The 15,508-nt window shown below is 73.0% G+C and carries 10 protein-coding genes; 5 read left to right on the forward strand and 5 right to left on the reverse strand.

Annotated features, from left to right (window positions below):
• Positions 1–115 precede the first annotated feature (115 nt).
• Entirely contained in the window at positions 116–2,956 is a 2,841-nt protein-coding gene (locus ACZLKG_RS02205; protein WP_463647782.1) for an ATP-binding cassette domain-containing protein, read from the forward strand.
• A 178-nt stretch (positions 2,957–3,134) separates the two neighbouring features.
• Here the strand turns inward: ACZLKG_RS02205 and ACZLKG_RS02210 are convergent, their stop codons facing one another.
• A complete protein-coding gene (locus tag ACZLKG_RS02210; RefSeq protein WP_425707577.1) occupies positions 3,135–4,214 on the reverse strand; it encodes a hypothetical protein in 1,080 nt (359 codons plus the stop codon).
• A 178-nt stretch (positions 4,215–4,392) separates the two neighbouring features.
• Positions 4,393–5,433 carry a hypothetical protein gene (locus ACZLKG_RS02215; RefSeq protein ID WP_463647783.1) on the reverse strand — a complete coding sequence of 347 codons (1,041 nt, stop codon included), beginning with the start codon at positions 5,431–5,433 and terminating at the stop codon, positions 4,393–4,395.
• Positions 5,434–5,765: 332 nt separating this feature from the next.
• Here ACZLKG_RS02215 and clpB point away from each other — a divergent pair, with 332 nt between their 5' ends.
• Positions 5,766–8,372 (forward strand): ATP-dependent chaperone ClpB, encoded by a 2,607-nt coding sequence (gene clpB / locus ACZLKG_RS02220; protein WP_463647784.1) that lies wholly within the window; start codon positions 5,766–5,768, stop codon positions 8,370–8,372.
• A gap of 124 nt (positions 8,373–8,496) precedes the next feature.
• Here the strand turns inward: clpB and ACZLKG_RS02225 are convergent, their stop codons facing one another.
• Together ACZLKG_RS02225 and ACZLKG_RS02230 are read right to left on the reverse strand one after the other, a co-directional pair.
• Positions 8,497–10,488, reverse strand: a complete 1,992-nt coding sequence (locus ACZLKG_RS02225; RefSeq protein ID WP_463647785.1) for a vWA domain-containing protein — start codon at positions 10,486–10,488, stop codon at positions 8,497–8,499.
• 13 nt (positions 10,489–10,501) lie between these two features.
• Positions 10,502–11,935: a sigma 54-interacting transcriptional regulator gene (locus ACZLKG_RS02230; RefSeq protein ID WP_425707581.1), complete on the reverse strand. Its 1,434-nt coding sequence runs from the start codon at positions 11,933–11,935 to the stop codon at positions 10,502–10,504.
• Positions 11,936–12,090: 155 nt separating this feature from the next.
• On the opposite strand from ACZLKG_RS02230, the gene ACZLKG_RS02235 reads away from it, so the two are divergent.
• The 3 genes from ACZLKG_RS02235 to ACZLKG_RS02245 all read left to right on the forward strand — a co-directional run bounded on the left by ACZLKG_RS02235 (position 12,091) and on the right by ACZLKG_RS02245 (position 14,574).
• On the forward strand, positions 12,091–12,735 hold the full coding sequence (locus ACZLKG_RS02235; RefSeq protein WP_425707582.1) for a histidine phosphatase family protein: 645 nt from the start codon (positions 12,091–12,093) through the stop codon (positions 12,733–12,735).
• A 172-nt stretch (positions 12,736–12,907) separates the two neighbouring features.
• On the forward strand, positions 12,908–13,588 hold the full coding sequence (locus ACZLKG_RS02240) for an SCO1664 family protein (RefSeq protein WP_463648069.1): 681 nt from the start codon (positions 12,908–12,910) through the stop codon (positions 13,586–13,588).
• 167 nt (positions 13,589–13,755) lie between these two features.
• Positions 13,756–14,574, forward strand: coding sequence for a serine hydrolase (locus ACZLKG_RS02245; protein ID WP_463647786.1), 819 nt, complete (start codon positions 13,756–13,758; stop codon positions 14,572–14,574).
• Here the strand turns inward: ACZLKG_RS02245 and ACZLKG_RS02250 are convergent.
• Positions 14,571–15,362, reverse strand: a complete 792-nt coding sequence (locus tag ACZLKG_RS02250; protein WP_463647787.1) for an exodeoxyribonuclease III — start codon at positions 15,360–15,362, stop codon at positions 14,571–14,573. The two genes, ACZLKG_RS02245 and ACZLKG_RS02250, sit on opposite strands and share 4 nt — an antisense overlap.
• Positions 15,363–15,508 lie beyond the last annotated feature (146 nt).

Genomic DNA, 15,508 nt, shown 5'->3' on the forward strand with positions numbered 1-15,508 from the left:
CGGGCACCTCTCACCCGTCGTCGGGGTCCGGCGCGCACTAGCATGCCGGGGGGCGCGCCCGGCAGGACGGCGCCCGGCGGTCGTACGACCCACGCTTTTCGAGAGGAACCACTGCATGCGGACGGGCATCGAGATCGCCTCCCCGATGGGGACCGCCACGCGGCCCCCGGGCGGACGCGCGCTGGTCGGCAGCGCCCCGCCGGCCGACCTCATCATCGGCCACCCCGCGGTGGCTCCCCAGAACCTCGAGATCGCCGAGACCCCGAACGGCTGGATGATGCGCGTCGTCGGGGGTGCGGCGTTCGTCGACGGACGGCAGCTCACCGCGCCGATCGCGATCGGGCAGGGCGTCGTCGTGCACCTCGGACACCCCGCCCAGGGGCCCGCGCTACGGATCCGGCCCGTCGGCGCCCCGACCGGTGCAGCCGGTCCGGGCGGTCAGGGTGCCGGTCCGTCGGCGGCGTCGGCCCACTCTGCCGGTCCGTCCGCGGCGTCGGCCCACTCCGCCGGTCCGTCCGCGGCGTCGGCCCACTCCGCCGGTCCGTCCGCGGCGTCGGCCCACTCCGCCGGTCCGTCCGCGGCGTCGGCGCACTCCGCGGGGCCGTCGGCCGCGTCGGCGGCGAGCGCCGGCCCCGTCGGTGCATCGTCGGTCCCGACCCCCGCGAACCCTCGCTCCACCCCGGCCCCGGGAAGCCCGGGCGGTGCCCCCGCCGGTAGGCCGCCGGCCGGACCGGCGACCGGTGCGCCGACGTCGGGCCCGTCGCGTCCGGCCGCCCCCGCCCCGCAGAACGCGGAGCCGTTCAGCGGCGCGAGCGGCCCGGACGCCCCCGGCGCTCGCCGGCCCTCGACCCAGGAGCTCCACGTGGGTGCGCCCCTGGCTCCGGCCCCGTCCGGCAGCCCCGCCGGCGGTTCGCCCGCGTCGGCAGGGTCGGGCCGAACGCCGGGCACGCTGACGATCGGTCGCGCACGCAGCGCCGACATCACGCTCGACGACCCGCTCGTCTCGGGCCGGCACGTCGACCTCGTGCCCACCCAGGGCGGCTTCCGGGTGATCGACCGCGGCTCGCTCAACGGCACGTTCGTCAACGGCGCGCGCGTCACCCAGGGCATGCTGCAGATGGGCGGGATCCTCGGCGTCGGGGGCTCGTTCCTCCAGCTCGTGCCCGGCGGGCTCGTCCCGATCGACATCTCCGGCGGCGAGGGCAGCCTCGAGGCCGAGGACCTCACGGTGCGGGTGGACGCGTCGTCGGAGGAGAAGAAGCGGCTCAAGGAGCAGGGCGCGCCGGACCCGTCGAAGAAGACCATCCTCGACGACGTCACGTTCTCCCTGCCCGGCCGTTCGCTGCTCGCCGTCATCGGCCCGTCGGGCGCCGGCAAGTCCACGCTGCTGCGATCGCTCGTGGGGCGGCCGACCGCCGACGAGGGCATCGTCCGGTTCTCCGGCCTCGACGTCTACGAGCACGAGGCCACCATGCGCAACCGCATGGGCGTGGTCCCGCAGGACGACGTCGTGCACCGCACCCTCACCGTCCGACGCGCCCTCGACTACGGCGCCGAGCTGCGGTTCGACGAGTCCGTGCAGCGGCGCGACCGGGAGCAGGCCGTCGATCGCGTGATGAGCCAGCTCGGCCTCACCGAGCACTCCTCGACCCGCATCGACCGGCTCTCCGGCGGCCAGCGCAAGCGCGTGTCCGTCGCACTGGAGATGCTCACCCAGCCGGACCTGCTCTTCCTCGACGAGCCGACGTCGGGCCTGGACCCCTCGCTCGACGCCGAGGTCATGCACCTGCTCGCGGAGATCGCCCACGGCGACGACTCGCGCGGGGTGCGCGGCCGCACGGTCGTCGTCATCACGCACAACGAGGTCAACCTCGCCCAGTGCGACAAGATCCTCATCCTTGCCCCCGGGGGCAAGACGGCCTTCTACGGGGCGCCGCACGAGGTCAAGCCCTACTTCGCCAAGGCGATGCGCTACCTCGGCCGCGAGGTGAAGGACCCCGACGACCTGACCTACGCGCAGATCTACGCCTTCATCAAGGAGGACCCGACCCGGTCCAAGCAGATGTTCGAGGGGGCGTCGGCCCGGCCGCACGTGCGCCGCGTCAACGTGGCCCGCCCGCAGCAGCTCGAGCGCCGCAGCAAGCAGTCGATGGGCAAGCAGGTCTCCACGCTCGCACGGCGTCAGGTCAACCTCATGGCGGCGGACGGCAAGTACCTGTTCTTCCTGCTCGTCCTCCCGGTGCTGTTCGCGCTGCTCACCGTCGCCGTGGGAGGTGAGCTGGGCCTGCGGCAGCCCGACCCCGGCGAGGACATCACCGGCGAGTCGATGCAGATCCTCACCGTGCTCATGGTCGGGCTCGCCTTCGCCGGCCTCGCGGTCTCGGTCCGAGATCTCGTCGGCGAGCGGCACATCTACCGGCGGGAGTCCGCGGTCGGACTGCGACCGGACGCCTACCTCACCGCCAAGGTCGTCGTCCTCGGCGCGTTCGCCGTCTACCAGGGTGTCGTGGCCTCGGTGGTCACGCTCATGCTCCATGACCCGCCGACGAACTCGGCGCTCCTGCCGGCCGGGAGCGCGGAGATCGTCGTGGCCGCCGTGGTGCTGGCGTTCACCTGCATGGTCATGGGCCTCATGCTGTCCGCGATCGCGTCGAACTCCGAGCAGATCATGCCGCTGCTGGTCGTCGCCGTCATGCTCCAGCTCGTGCTCTCGGGCGGCGTCATCGACGTCGCCGGTCAGCCGGTGTTCGAGCAGCTCGCCTGGTTCATGCCGGCGCGCTGGGGGTTCAGCATGGCGATGTCGTCGGTCGGCATCACCGACTGGCACCCTTACCAGGACGACCCGCTGTGGTCCCAGGAGCCGGGCATCTGGTTCCTCGGGCTGGCCATGCTCATCGTCTGGGCCGTCGTCTACGCGCTGATCGCGCGGTGGCGGCTCGTCAAGCAGGCCGACTAGACGGAGCCGACGCTTCGCCGGTCGTGTCGTCGCGGCGGCGCTGAGCGAGGCCGACGCTTCGCCGGTCGTGTCGTCCCGGCGCCGCTGAGTGAGGCCCTCGCGTCCCCGGACGGCCGCCCGCCCGGCGAGACCCCGGCCCGTCGGGAACGGGCCGGGGCGCGCGGTCCGGTGGCGTCGGTCAGCGACCGGGCACGACGACGCCGAAGTGCTCCGACAGGACGCCGAAGAGCACGTCCGAGTTGGCGATCTCCACGGGTCGGACCGTCGCGGGCGTACCGCCCGACCGGTCCCGGACGTGAAGCTCGAGGCCGTCCTTGCCCTTCACCGGGGTGATCGCGGCCAGGGAACCGGCGTCCAGCTCCTTCTTTCCGACGACCACGGTGCGACCGGCGAGCGTCACCTTGCCGAAGTCCACCGGCGCAGCTGTTCCGGCACTCTCCTGCACGCGTGCGCGAGCGGCGCTGTTGATCCGGGCCCGCATCGTCGCGAAGAACTCCTTGTCGTCGATCATGAGCTGGCGCTTGAAGCCCACCCAGCCGAGCTGCATGAACGTCGTCGACTCGAGGTCGACGAAGTACTGCAGGTCCGCCCACGGGACCTCCTGCGCCCTGCTCTGCGTGACGACGCGGACGCCCGAGTCGTAGGCCCTCACGAGCGTGCTGCCTTTCGGCCGGGCCGCCCACACGATGAGCAGCGCCACGACGACACCGACGCCGACGATGGCGAGGCCGATCCAGCTCTCGCCGGACACGCCGCCCATGCGCACGCCCATCGCAAGGGCGATGCCGGCGACCGCGGCCGCGCCGAGGAAGCCGAGGCCGACACCCGTGCCGGTCGTCGCGGAGTAGGTGGCCAGCGGCTCCTGCCCGCCGTCCAGCGTGCGGGCGAGGGCGGTGTCGCGGCGCCACCGGATGACGACGAGCGCGATCAAGATCGCGGCGATGACGGCGACGGCGACGCCCACCCACACCCAGGACTCGTGGGCCCGGGCGGAGGCCGTCAGCCGCTCCTCGTAGGACTGGATCGACGTGCTCGAGGAGATCCGGCGGCGCCTGCGCGACGTCATCTGGCACTCGTCGCCGGGAGCCATCGGGTCGTCGCCGCACATGGCGACGGCGTCGGCGCCGAGGTGCCGGTACGCCAGGAACAGTCCGCCCACGACGAACAGGCCGAGGAAGACGGTGATGCCGGTGGGGAACCGGCGGAAGGCGGCCAACGGGTCTGCCGTCGGGCCTGGAACTGTCGATTGTGTGGTCACGAGCGGATAATAGACCCGGCACGGAGCGACCTTTCCGCACGGCCGTGCGGTTCATGGCTGAACGGGTGTCTCTGCGCGGCCGACTTCCCTGTGGCTCCGGGGAGTCATCGAATGGGCTCGACGTGGCAGGATCCGGCCGCTCCGGGCGCCACATTGAGCCCAGTCGACGAGGCGGGCACTAGTTCGCCAGCAGCTCACGCACGGGGTGCAGCCGCTGACCCGATGAGTGGCGCACCTTCGCTGCCACGACGCGGGCGACCTGCGCCGGACTGCGCGCTCCTCGCCGGTCGAACCGGGCCATGTCGTCGCCCAGGGCGAGGATCGCGCGCTCGCGGTTGCGCTCGGCGATGAGTCCGGCTGCGGTCTGCCCGGCGTCGGCGACGTGGTACTTCAGCTCGCCGTCGTACTCGATGTGCAGCCAGCGTTGCGTCCCGTCGGGACGACGACCGTCGGGCAGCGCGAGGTCCGTGAAGTAGGTGTTGCCCTCGGCCTCGACCCGGCACTGGGCCACTGCGTCGCGGCGCCCCCACACCAGCAGCGACCAGCGCAGGAACGTCTCCGGCGCGGACTGGGCCCAGGGACTCGCCCACTCGACCACCACGCGGGCACGTCGCGCTCCACGTGCGCCGCGCGGCAGGGCGTCGATGCGTGCGAGGAGGCGGCGTCGGACGTCGGCAGCCTCCCGCTCGGTCCGCACGCGCTGGTAGGTGTCAGCGTGGCTGAGCAGCGCGAGCACATGGTCGACGACGACGAGCGCGTCCAGCGGATCGAGGTCACGCGCACAGTCGACGGCGGTGCGCTCCAGCGAGGTGCACGGTACGCCGTCGATACGGACGACGTCCTCGAGCGGGAGGGCGCGCGTCTGCCTGGGGTAGTCGGTCGTGCGGGCGGAGCTGACCTTCTGCGGGGACGTCAGGACCGGCCGTCCGGGCAGCTTCCACACGCGCAGCCCGTGGGCGAGCGCTGCGGTGACGCCGCTGAGCGCGTGCCGGACCCGGGTGCGTCGGCTCACGGCGAGAGCGGTCCCGAGGTGGACCTGCTCGGCCTGCTCGAACCTGTCGAGGTCGTCGGCAACGATGGCGACGGCGCCGTCGCGCAGCCGGACGACCTCGCAGCCCGCCGGGACCGTTGCCCTGAACGCGTTGCCGCGGGCGGTCCGCCAGTGCCCGAGGACGACGGCGGGGAACGGTCGAGGTCGATAGCTCGCTGAGCGCAGCACGAGAGGACGATCTCCCGGCTCGCGAGAACGGGACCGGGTGCCGTCGTCGCGCTGTGGACAAAGCTGCGAGGAGCGGGTTGTGCACATGTCGCGGGACGTCGATGCGGTGCGACGGCGGAGCGGCGGAGGTGGGGTGCCGGACGAGCGTCAGATCGTCGAGTGGGCTCGACATGGCGCCCAGAGCGCGCGGAACCTGCCATGTTGAGCCCGTTCGACGCGGGGACCGGGCGCCTCGGTCCCCACCCGAAACGGTGGCGCCCCAACCTTGAGCGGAATAGACTCAACTTTGCGTGCGTTCCATCAGCACGACCGAACTCACCGATTGGGGACCGATGGACACCAAGCTCACCACCAGGTCGCAGGAGGCCGTCGCCTCCGCGCTCCAGCACGCCACCACGGCCGGGAACCCGCAGATCGAGCCCAGCCACCTGCTCAAGGCCCTCCTCGACCAGGGCGAGGGCATCGCGATCGCGCTGCTCGACGCCGTCGGGGCCGACCGCGCCGACCTGGCCCGCCGCACCGACGCCGCGATCGCCGCGCTGCCCGGCGTCTCCGGGGGATCCGTCGCTCAGCCGCAGACCTCGCGCGCGTTCCTCACCGTCATCGCCGGCGCCACCGAGGAGGCCGGCGCGCTCGGTGACGAGTACGTCTCCACCGAGCACCTCCTGCTCGGCCTCGCCGCTGCGCCCGGCACGGACGAGATCCTCCGGCACGCGGGCGCCACCCCGGACGCCCTGCGCGCCGCCGTACCGTCCGTGCGCGGCAACCGCCCCGTCACCAGCGCCGACCCCGAGAACACGTTCGACGCGCTGGAGAAGTACGGCCATGACCTCACGGCGGCCGCGCGGGAGGGCAAGCTCGACCCCGTCGTCGGGCGCGACGCCGAGATCCGCCGCGTCGTCCAGGTGCTGTCCCGGCGCACGAAGAACAACCCCGTCCTCATCGGTGAGCCGGGCGTCGGCAAGACCGCCGTCGTCGAGGGCCTCGCCCAGCGCATCGTCGACGGCGACGTCCCCGAGTCCCTGCGCGGCAAGACCCTCGTCGCGCTCGACATGGCGGGCATGGTCGCGGGCGCGAAGTACCGCGGCGAGTTCGAGGAGCGGCTCAAGGCGGTCCTCCAGGAGATCGCGGACTCCGACGGCGAGGTCGTCACGTTCATCGACGAGCTGCACACCGTGGTCGGGGCGGGCGCGGGCGGCGACTCCTCGATGGACGCCGCCAACATGCTCAAGCCGATGCTCGCCCGCGGGGAGCTGCGCCTCGTCGGCGCCACCACGCTCGACGAGTACCGCGAGCACATCGAGAAGGACCCCGCCCTCGAGCGCCGCTTCCAGCAGGTCCTCGTCGGCGAGCCCAGCGTCGAGGACACCGTGACGATCCTGCGCGGCATCGCCCCGAAGTACGAGGCGCACCACCAGGTGACGATCTCCGACGGCGCGCTCGTCGCCGCGGCCACCCTCTCCGACCGCTACATCACCGGCCGCCGCCTGCCGGACAAGGCCATCGACCTCGTCGACGAGGCCGCGTCCCGCCTGCGCATGGAGCTCGACTCCTCCCCGGAGGAGGTCGACGTGCTGCGTCGGCAGGTGGACCGGCTCGGCATGGAGGAGGCCTACCTCGCGGAGAACCTCGACGACGACGACGCCGCCACCGCCGAGCGGTTGGACGCCCTGCGGGCCGAGCTCGCCGACCGGCGCGAGGAGCTCGACGGCCTGACCGCACGCTGGGAGAACGAGAAGGCCGGGCACAACCGGGTCGGTGACCTGCGCGCCCGCCTCGACGAGCTCACCACGAAGGCCGAGCTCGCCGAACGGGAGTCTCGCTACGAGGACGCCGGCCGGCTGCGCTACGGCGAGATCCCCGCGCTCCAGCAGGAGCTGGACGCCGCCGTCGCGAGCGAGGAGGCCGAGTCCGCCGACGCCGCCGGCTCCGACCCGATGATCGCCGACAAGGTCTCCGCCGAGGAGATCGCCGAGGTCGTCGGCGCGTGGACCGGGATCCCGGTCGGACGACTGCTCCAGGGCGAGTCGGAGAAGCTCCTGACGATGGAGGACGAGATCGGTCGGCGCCTCATCGGGCAGACCGCGGCCGTGCGCGCGGTCTCGGACGCCGTGCGGCGCTCCCGGGCCGGCATCGCGGACCCGGACCGGCCGACGGGCTCGTTCCTGTTCCTCGGTCCCACCGGGGTCGGCAAGACGGAGCTCGCGAAGTCCCTGGCGGACTTCCTGTTCGACGACGAGCGGGCCATGGTCCGCATCGACATGTCCGAGTACTCGGAGAAGCACTCTGTGTCCCGCCTGGTCGGGGCCCCGCCCGGGTACGTCGGATACGAGGAGGGTGGCCAGCTGACCGAGGCGGTCCGGCGTCGGCCGTACACGGTGGTGCTCCTCGACGAGGTCGAGAAGGCGCACCCGGAGGTCTTCGACATCCTCCTGCAGGTGCTCGACGACGGTCGGCTCACCGACGGGCAGGGCCGCACGGTGGACTTCCGCAACGTCATCCTCGTGCTCACCTCGAACCTGGGCTCGCAGTTCCTCGTCGACGGGTCGGTGGCCGAGAGCGAGCGCCGGGAGAAGGTGATGGAGATCGTGCGGGCGTCGTTCAAGCCGGAGTTCCTCAACCGGCTCGACGACGTCGTCATGTTCGACGCGCTCGGTCTCGACGAGCTGGGCCACATCGTCGACCTGCAGATCCAGCGGTTCGCGGAACGGCTCGCCCCGCGGCGCATCACGCTCGAGGTCACCGGCGCGGCGCGCGAGTGGCTCGCGTTCGAGGGCTTCGACCCGGCCTACGGGGCGCGGCCGCTGCGTCGTCTCGTCCAGCGCGAGATCGGCGACCGGCTCGCCCGGCTGCTGCTCGGGGGCGAAGCTGCGGACGGCGCGCACGTCGTCGTCGACCGCACCGAGGGTGCCGACTCCCTGGAGGTGCGGACCACCTAGCCCCCTGGTCACCGAGGGTGCGGTGGGGAGCCCCGAGAGTGCGGTGGGGAGCCACCGAGGGTGCCGTGGGCAACCCACCGACCGCACTCTCGACGAGCCCCGACCGCACTCTGGGCGGAGGGGGTCAGAGGTCCCAGGGGGAGCGAGCCTGCACGTACTCCCCGACGACGGCCGCGCCGAGGTCGTCGAGGTCCGGCGCCACCACGCGGCCGCGCGCCCGGCGTGCCATCGCGTCGAGGAACCGGGCGAGGCCGGGGTCGTCGCCGAGCCGGAAGAACGTGGTCTCGGCGCCGAGCCGCGCCGCGCGGTCGAGCTCGGCGACGGTGAGCCGCAGCGTCTGCGGCGCCGGCGGGTAGTCGAACCACGACTCGCCGCCGGGCTCGAGGTGGGCGGTGGGCTCGCCGTCGGTGACGACGAGCAGCACGGGCTGCATCGTGGGGTGCTGCCGGAAGAACCGGGTCGCGAGCATGAGCCCGTGGTGGAGGTTCGTGCCCTGCTCGCGGAACGGCGGCAGGGCGGTGAGCTCGGCGAGGTCGACCCGCTGGGCGTACCTGCCGAACTGGACGAGCTCGAGCCGGTCGCCGCGGAAGCGCGTGGACAGCAGCTGGTGCAGGGCGAGTGCGGTCCGCTTCATCGGTAGCCACCGCCCCTCGGCGGCCATGGAGAACGACGTGTCGACGAGGAGAGCCACCGCCGCCTGCGTCCGCGCCTCGGTCTCGGCGATCTCGACGTCGGCGACGTCCAGCCGCAGCCCCCGGCGCGGGTCGCCGCCCTCGCGTGCGGTGCGCAGGATGGCATTCGTCAGCGAGCGCGTGACGTCCCACGGCTCCGTGTCGCCGAAGGCCCAGGCCCGGCTCGACCCGGTCTGCTCGCCTGCCGCTCCCGCCTGCCGGGTGTCCCGCGATCCGCTGCGCCCCGACAGCCGACCCGCCGCGTCCTTGAGCAGCGACCGGCCGAGCCGCCGCATCGCGCGCGGGGACAGCCGCAGGTCGCCGTCGGAGCCGTGGTGCAGGTAGTCGGAGTCCCGCAGCGCGCGCTCGAGCTCGGCGAGGGTGCGGGCGGAGACGGCGGCGTCGTCGCCGAGGTGGCGGCCCAGCGCCTCGAGGTCGAGGTCCGAGAGCGGGGACCCCGACGACGCCTGGTCGATCTGCTCGGCGAGGCGGTCGAGGTCGGCGAGCTCCTGCAGCGCTCCGGTGCCGTCGCCGAGTCCCAGGCCCTCCTCGCCCTCGAACTGCTCGGAGCCGGTCCAGTCCTCGCCGGGTCGCAGGGCCCGGAGACCGGCGTCGACGCGGGCGAGCTGCTCCATCAGCTGCGGCGAGCCGTACGCCTGCTGGGAGAGCTGCATGAGCTCCTCGCGCTGCTCCGGCGTCATCGAGCTGAGCATCCGGCGTGCTGCGGCGGAGCGCTTCGCGAGCGTGTCGATGAGCTCGTCGACGTCGCGGGGGTTCTCCGGGAACTGGTCGCCGTGCTTCGCCATGAAGTCCTCGAAGTCTCCAGCGGTGTCCTCGCCGCGGGCGTGCTTCTCGAGCAGGTCGCCGAGGTCGGAGAGCATCTCGGCGACGGCCCGCCGATCCTCCTCGGTGGCGCCCTCGAGCGCCTGCTTCATGCCGGCGAACCGCTGCTCGAGCACCTCGCGGCCGAGCAGGTCCTTGATCTGGTCGTACGTCTGGCGCGCCTCGTCGGACGCCCAGTCGTAGGTGGCGAGCTCGCTGACCGCTGCGGCCGTCGACCCCGGGAGGTTCTGGATGACCATCTCGCGGAACGTGCGGTCGGTGTCGTCCATGGCGACGTCGCGCGCGAGCTGGCCGCGCTCGGCGAGCACGGCCGAGTCGAGCAGGGCCCTGACCTCCTGCAGCGTGCCGTCGAGCCGGTGCCGGCCGAGCAGGTCGCGGCGGCGCTGCTGGACCCGGCCGGCGAGGTCGTCGAGGCCCTGGGCGCCGCGGCTGCCGCGCCGCAGGAGCTCGCGGAGGGCCTGGTCGGGGCTGTAGCCGGACATGACGTCGTCGGCGATCTCGTCGAGCGCGGCCCCGAGGTCGATCGGCGGCGCTAGCGGGTCGGGACCGCCGGCGTAGCGGCCGTACCGCGCGGGGCGCGGTGATCGGGGCTGCGGGGTCATGTCGTCGCTCCGGTCATCCGTAGACGGTCTCGCCGTCGCCGGTCTCCTTCGAGATCCGGCGGGCGAGGAAGAGGCCCTCGAGCGCGAGCTCGATCGCGGAGGCGCGCGAGCCGTCGTCGTGGGCGTCGAGCCGCTGGGCGATCAGGTCGTACACGGACGGGTCCGCCCCGTCCTCGCCGGCACTCGAGGCCGCCACCGACCCGCCCGTGTACCCCGGCAGCGAGGCGAGGAAGTCGGCGGCGGTCACCTGCTCGCCCGTGGTGACGACCTCGTCGGCGGCCTCGATCGCCGCGACCAACGGTCCCAGGTCGATGCCCGCGAGGTGGGCGCGCACCGTCTCCGCCGTGGCGGTGCGCAGGACATGTTCGAGGAGCTCGGCCTCGCGGCCCTCCTCGCCGACCTCGAACTCGACCTTGCCGCCGAGGACGTCGACGGCGGTGCGGACGTCGACGACGCGCGCGACCGCCCGCTCCTCCCCGCGCACGGTGGCGCGGTGCAGGGCGGCGGCCGCCACCGTCTCGGCGCCGGCGATCGCGAACCGCGCCGAGACGCCGGAGGACTGGTCGACGGCGGCGGAGTCGCGCAGGTTCCGCGCGAACCGGGCGAGGATCTCGAGGACGGCCGGCGGCACGTCGGCTCCGAGGTGCGCCTCCTGGGTGATGATGGCGATCTCGTCGTCGAGCTCGATCGGGTAGTGCGTGCGGATCTCGGCGCCGAAACGGTCCTTGAGCGGGGTGATGATCCGGCCGCGGTTCGTGTAGTCCTCGGGGTTCGCCGTGGCGACGACGAGGACGTCCAGCGGGAGCCGGAGCACGTAGCCACGGATCTGGACGTCTCGTTCCTCCATCACGTTGAGCAGCGACACCTGGATGCGTTCAGCCAGGTCGGGGAGCTCGTTGATGGCGACGATGCCGCGGTGCGAGCGCGGGACCAGCCCGTAGTGGATGGTCTCCGGGTCGCCGAGCCGCCGGCCCTCGGCCACGCGCATCGGGTCGACGTCGCCGATGAGGTCCGCGACCGAGGTGTCAGGTGTCGCGAGCTTCTCGACGTACCGCTCGTCGCGGTGCCGCCAGAGCACCGGCAGGTCGTCGCCGAGCTCCGCTGCCCGGGCGCGCGAGGCGTCGGTGATCGGGGCGAACGGGTGCTCGCCGAGCTCGGAGCCCTCGATGACCGGGGTCCACTCGTCGAGGAGCCCGGCGAGCGTGCGTAGCAGCCGGGTCTTGCCCTGGCCGCGCTCGCCGAGCAGCGCGATGTCGTGCCCCGCGAGCAGGGCGCGCTCGACCTGCGGGAGCACGGTCCGGGAGAACCCGTGCAGGCCGGGCCAGGGGTTCTCGCCGGCGGCGAGCGCGGCGACGAGGTTCTCGCGGATCTCCGTGCGCAGCGTGCGGAAGGTGTGGTCGGAGGAGCGGAGCTCCCCCACGGTGCTGATGTCCGGGCGATCGCTCACGCCTCCAACGTACGTCGTGCCCGGCGTCGGCGGACAGTGCGTCGTTCCGTCTCCTCTCCTCCGAGATGCCCGACGGCGAACGGCTTGTCGTCCCGGCCGTTCCCCGCCCCGGTGCCGGACGGCCCGGTGGCAAGGACGTGCCTAGGCTGGAGGCGATGACCGAGGAGAAGGCAGCCCCGCCCACGCTGGTCCTGCTGGTGCGGCACGGCACGACGCCGACCACCGGACGTGTCATGCCCGGACGTGCACCCGGTCTGAATCTGTCCGAGCGGGGCCGCGACCAGGCGGAACATGTCGCGGAACGGCTCGCAGCGGCGTCGCCGTCGACGATCCTCTCCTCCCCGCTCGAGCGCGCGCGGGAGACCGCGGAGCCCCTGGCCCGCCGCACGGGTCTGTCGGTCGTGGAGGAGCCGGGGCTGCTCGAGTCCGACGTCGGCGATTGGACCGGAGAGCCGCTCGCCGACCTCGCGCGGTTGCCCGAGTGGCGCACGGTGCAGGAGCGTCCCGCCGAGTTCCGCTTCCCCGGCGGGGAGAGCCTGGTCGAGATGCAGGAGCGGATGGCGGCCACGCTCGACCGGATCCGGGCGGAGCACCGGGGGTCGACGGTCGTGTGCTTCTCGCACGCCGACCCGATCAAGGCGGCGCTGTCCTACGCGTTCGACCTGTCCCTCGACCGGTTCCAGCGCCTCACCGTCGCCCCGTGCTCCGTCTCCGCGATCGCGTACCCGCAGGCGGGCGACCCGGTGGTCCTCACCGTCAACTCCACGCTCGAGTCGCTCGGCGACCTGCGGATCTCCTGAGGGCGTCCCGGTGGACGCGGAGCGTGCGGTGGGCGGCCCGGCGGGGGAGCACGCGAGGGCCGGCGAGGAGGCGCAGGGTGGCGCGCCGCGAACCGCGGACCTGACCGGATCACCCGGAGCGGCCGCCGCGACCGACCCGTGCGGTGCCACCGACCCGTCCGGTACCACCGACCTGCTCCTGCACGGCGACATCACGGTGATCGGGCGGCTCGCGGACTCCAGCAACGAGACCTTTCTCGTCGAGGTCTCCGGGGAGGGCGACCTGACGTGGGCGATCTACAAGCCCGAGCTCGGCGAGGCGCCGCTGCGCGACTTCCCGCCCGGTCTCTACCGCCGCGAGCGCGCCGCGTACCTGCTCAGCGAGTCGCTCGGCTGGCACCTGGTCCCGACCACCGTGCTCCGTGAGGAGGTGCCGTTCGGCGTCGGCTCGCTCCAGAGGTTCGTCGAGCACGACCGGTCCGCCCACTACTTCACCCTCGTCGATGACGCGCCCGAGACCCACGACGACCTGCGGCGGATCGCCGTGTTCGACGTGCTGACCAACAACACCGACCGGAAGTCGGGCCACGTCCTGCGCGGCGAGGACAGCCGCGTCTGGGGCATCGACCACGGGCTCTGCTTCTCGGCCCGGCCGAAGCTGCGCACCGTCATCTGGGACTTCGCCGACGAGCGCATCGACGCCGACCTGCTCGCCGCCGTCGCCCCCGTCGTCACCGAGGTCGACGACGAGATCGCCGCGCTCCTCGACGACGACGAGGTGGACGCTCTTCGTCGTCGGGCGCTACGGCTGGTCACCGAGGGCCGGCTGCCGGTGGACCTCACCGGGATGGCCTTCCCCTGGCCGCTCGTGTAGCGGTCGGCCGCCCGGTCCGAACCGCGCCAACGGGTTCGAACCGCGCCGACCGGTCCGAACCGCGCCGCCCGTGCCGCCCGTCCCGACGGTGACCTCCCGTCCCGAAGGTGACCTCCCGGCGCGAGGGTGCCGCTCCGGCGTCGGGCGGTCCGTGACACCCTGGAGGCGTGGCCACCTACCCCGCACTCGACCGGTTCGACTTCGACGTGGCGCTGCTCGTCGCCACGCACGAGGACGGCGTGGTCTCGTCCGACGGCGACGTCGAGCGGGTCCTGCCGTGGAAGTCGACGACCAAGCTGCTGACGGCCACGGCCACCCTCGTGGCCGTCGAGGCCGGGCACCTCACCCTCGACGAGTCCGCCGGCCCCGAGGGCTCGACGGTCCGTCACCTGCTCGCGCACGCCTCGGGCCTCCCGATGGACGCCGGGGGCCCGAGCCAGGCGCCCGAGAAGCGCCGCGTGTACTCCAACCTCGGGTTCGAGACGCTCGGCGAGCTCGTCGGGAGCCGCGTGGGCGCACCGATCAACGAGTGGGTCCGCGCGCAGGTGGTCGAGCCGCTCGGTCTGACGTCCGTGGTGACCGAGGGCAGCTGCGCGCACGGCTACTCAGGCTCGACCGCCGACCTCCTCACCTACGGGTTCGAGCTGCTGGACCCGGCGCTGATCTCGGCCGAGCTTCATGCCGAGGCCACCGCGACCGTCTTCCCCGGGCTGTCCGGGGTGCTGCCCGGCTTCGGGCGGCAGGCGCACAACGACTGGGGGCTCGGGTTCGAGGTCCGCTCCGACAAGGACCCCCACTGGACGGGGCCGGGCGTGGCCCCGACGACGTTCGGCCACTTCGGCCAGTCCGGCTCGTTCCTGTGGGCGGACCCGACCCGCGGCGCGGCGGCGGCGTTCCTCGGCGCGAAGCGGTTCGACACCGAGGTCCACGGCGTGATCTGGCCCGAGCTCAACGAGCAGGTCGTGGCGGCGCTCGACGCGCGCTAGTTGACCAGGTCGAGATCCACGATCACCGGCACGTGGTCCGAGGCGCCCTTGCCCTTGCGCTCCTCGCGGTCGACGTAGGCGTCGGTCACCTTCGTCGACAGCTCGGGGGAGGCGTACACGAAGTCGATGCGCATGCCCTCGCCCTTGGGGAAGCGCAGCTGCTGGTAGTCCCAGTAGGTGTAGACGCCCGGCGTGTGCGGGCGCGTGACCTCGGCGTACCCGGCGTCCTCGAACGCGGCGAACGCGGCCCGCTCCGGGGCGGTCACGTGGGTCCTGCCCTCGAAGAACTCCATGCTCCAGACGTCCTCGTCCTGGGGCGCGACGTTCCAGTCGCCCATGAGCGCGATGCGCCGGTCGGCATCGTCCTCGAGCCAGCCGCGCGCCACGTCCTTGAGGGTGGCGAGCCACTCCAGCTTGTACGCGTAGTGCGGGTGGTCGATCTCCCGGCCGTTGGGCACGTAGAGGCTCCACAGCTTGACGCCGCCGCACAGCGCACCGATCGCGCGGGCCTCGGCCACGGGCGGGTCCCCGAACTCGGGCATGCCGGGGAAGCCGACGGCGACGTCCTCGAGTCCCACGCGCGAGGCGATCCCCACGCCGTTCCACTGGTTGAGGCCGTGCAGGGCCACCTCGTAGCCGGCCTCCTCGAACGCCGCCATGGGGAACTGCTCGGGCTTGCACTTGAGCTCCTGCATGGCCAGGACGTCGACGTCCCACCGCTGGAGGAAGGCGACGACGCGGTCGACCCGCGTGCGCACGGAGTTGACGTTCCAGGTGGCGATCCGCATGCGCCCACGGTAGCGCCGCCCGCCGACACGAGGTCGGCGCCCCCGCACATCTGCGCGACCTGTCGACCCACCCTGCCGCCGAGCGCCTCGCGAACCTATGCTCGACGGACCCGCCACGACGACGTGGCACCGACGTCGAAGGAGTC

It is taken from the genome of Georgenia sp. Z2081, assembly GCF_055326445.1.